This window comes from Streptomyces sp. NPDC057654 (assembly GCF_042800135.1).
In the GTDB taxonomy this organism is placed as follows: domain Bacteria; phylum Actinomycetota; class Actinomycetes; order Streptomycetales; family Streptomycetaceae; genus Streptomyces.
On record NZ_JBHVHQ010001097.1, the window covers coordinates 1 to 2,455 of the forward strand.

Annotated in this window: 2 protein-coding genes; both read left to right on the forward strand. The window is 75.5% G+C overall.

Going from position 1 to position 2,455, the window contains the following annotated elements:
• Positions 1–213 precede the first annotated feature (213 nt).
• Complete coding sequence (gene hpnE / locus ACFU99_RS40860; RefSeq protein ID WP_384403024.1) at positions 214–1,596, forward strand: hydroxysqualene dehydroxylase HpnE; 1,383 nt, start codon at positions 214–216, stop codon at positions 1,594–1,596.
• A partial coding sequence (locus ACFU99_RS40865; protein ID WP_384403021.1) for a polyprenyl synthetase family protein occupies positions 1,593–2,455 on the forward strand: 863 nt, incomplete at its 3' end. The genes hpnE and ACFU99_RS40865, both read left to right, overlap by 4 nt.

A 2,455-nucleotide genomic window follows, 5' to 3' on the forward strand; every position in this document is an offset into this window, starting at 1 on the left:
GGCGGTGGCCGCAGGCCGCCCCCCCCACCGGCCCGGCCCGCCCGGCCCAGGCCGCGACCGCCCGGCCGCCCCGCCGGGGCGGCCCGGCCGGTGGCGAAGGAACCGAACAGGGGCGAACAGCGAGGCCCCGGGCACGGCACGCCCCGGAGCGCGCCGCGGCCGCGGGACACCCGGGCGCACGACCCGGCGCGCGGCGAGAGCGACGGCTCCGCGGTGGTCGTCGGCGGCGGCCTCGCCGGAGTGACGGCCGCCCTCGCCCTCGCCGACGAGGGACTGCGCGTCACCCTGGTCGAAGGCCGGCCCCGGCTCGGCGGCCTCGCCTTCTCCTTCACCCGCGGCGAACTGACCGTCGACAACGGCCAGCACGTCTACCTGCGCTGCTGCACCGCCTACCAGTGGTTCCTGGAGCGCGTCGACGCGACTGCCCTCGCGCCCCTGCAAGACCGTCTGGACGTCCCCGTCCTCGACGTCGGCCACCCCCGCGGCCCCCGCCTCGGACGGCTGCGCCGCACCGCGCTGCCCGTACCGCTGCACCTCGCCGCGAGCCTCGCGACGTATCCGCACCTCTCCCTCGCCGAGCGCGCCAACGTGGGCCGCGCCGCCCTCGCGCTCGGCGGCCTCGACCCCGCCGATCCCGCCCTGGACGGCGAGGACTTCGGCACCTGGCTGCGCCGCCACGGCCAGTCCGACCGCGCCGTCGAAGCGCTCTGGGACCTCGTCGGCGTCGCCACCCTCAACGCCACCGCCGGCCAGTCCTCCCTGGGCCTCGCCGCCATGGTCTTCAAGACCGGACTGCTCTCCGCCCCCGGCGCCGCCGACATCGGCTGGGCCCGCGCGCCCCTCGGCGAACTCCACGACACCCGCGCCCGCGCCGCCCTCGACAAGGCCGGCGTACGCACCGCGCTGCGCACCCGCGCCACCGCCCTCACCCGCACCGACGACGGCGGCTGGCAGGTCGGCGTGGAGTCCGACGCGGGCGCCGAGCGGCTCGAAGCCGACACCGTCGTCCTCGCCGTACCGCAGCGCGAGACGCACGGCCTGCTCCCCGACGGCGCCCTCGACGATCCGGACCGGCTGCTGGACATCGGCACCGCGCCGATCCTCAACCTGCACGTCATTTACGATCGCAAGGTACTGCGCCGGCCGTTCTTCAGCGCCCTCGGCAGCCCCGTGCAGTGGGTCTTCGACCGCACCGACGCCTCCGGCCTCGCCGACACTCCGGGCGGCCGGGGCTGCCAGTACCTGGCGGTGTCCCAGTCCGCCGCACAGGACGACATCGACCGCCCGGTCGCCGAACTGCGCGCGAAATACCTGCCGGAGCTGGAGCGGCTGCTGCCCGCCGCCCGCGGCGCCGGGATCCGGGACTTCTTCGTCACCCGTGAGCGGACCGCGACGTTCGCGCCCACCCCCGGCGTCGGACGGCTGCGACCGCCCGCCCCCACGAACGCGCCCGGCCTGTATCTGGCCGGTGCGTGGACCGCCACCGGCTGGCCCGCGACCATGGAGGGCGCTGTCCGCAGCGGCCTGAGCGCCGCCGCAGCGGCCCTCTCCCGCCTGGGCCGCCCGCTCCCGTTCCCTTTGCAGGAGGCGGCATGAGCACCAAAACCGTTAACAGAGGAGAGACCGTGACTTCGGCGATCCCAGCTGTCGACACCGCAGGAGTCCTGGCGCTGCTGGAGCGCGGACGGACACTTGCCACGCCGGTGCTGCGTGCCGCCGTGGACCGGCTCGCGCCGCCCATGGACACCGTGGCCGCCTACCACTTCGGCTGGATCGACGCCGAAGGGCACGCGGCGCACGGCGACGGCGGCAAGGCCGTACGCCCCGCCCTCGCGCTGCTCTCCGCGGAGGCCGCCGGCCGGCCCCCCGAAGCCGGCATCCCCGGCGCCGTGGCCGTGGAGCTCGTACACAACTTCTCGCTGCTGCACGACGACCTGATGGACGGCGACGAGCAGCGCCGCCACCGCGACACGGTCTGGAAGGTGCACGGCCCCGCCCAGGCCATCCTCGTGGGCGACGCGCTCTTCGCACTCGCCAACGAAATCCTGCTGGAGCTCGGCACGGTCGAAGCCGGCCGCGCCACCCGCCGGCTCACCGCCGCCACCCGCAAGCTCATCGACGGCCAGGCCCAGGACATCTCCTACGAGCACCGCGAGCGCGTCACCGTCGAGGAGTGCCTGGAGATGGAGGGCAACAAGACGGGCGCACTGCTCGCCTGCGCCGCCTCCATCGGCGCGGTGCTCGGCGGCGCCGACGACCGCATGGCCGACACCCTGGAGGCGTACGGCTACCACCTCGGGCTCGCCTTCCAGGCCATCGACGATCTGCTCGGCATCTGGGGCGACCCGGAGTCCACCGGCAAGCAGACCTGGAGCGACCTGCGTCAGCGCAAGAAGTCCCTGCCGGTCGTCGCCGCGCTCGCCGCGGGCGGACCGGCGTCCGAACGACTCGGCGA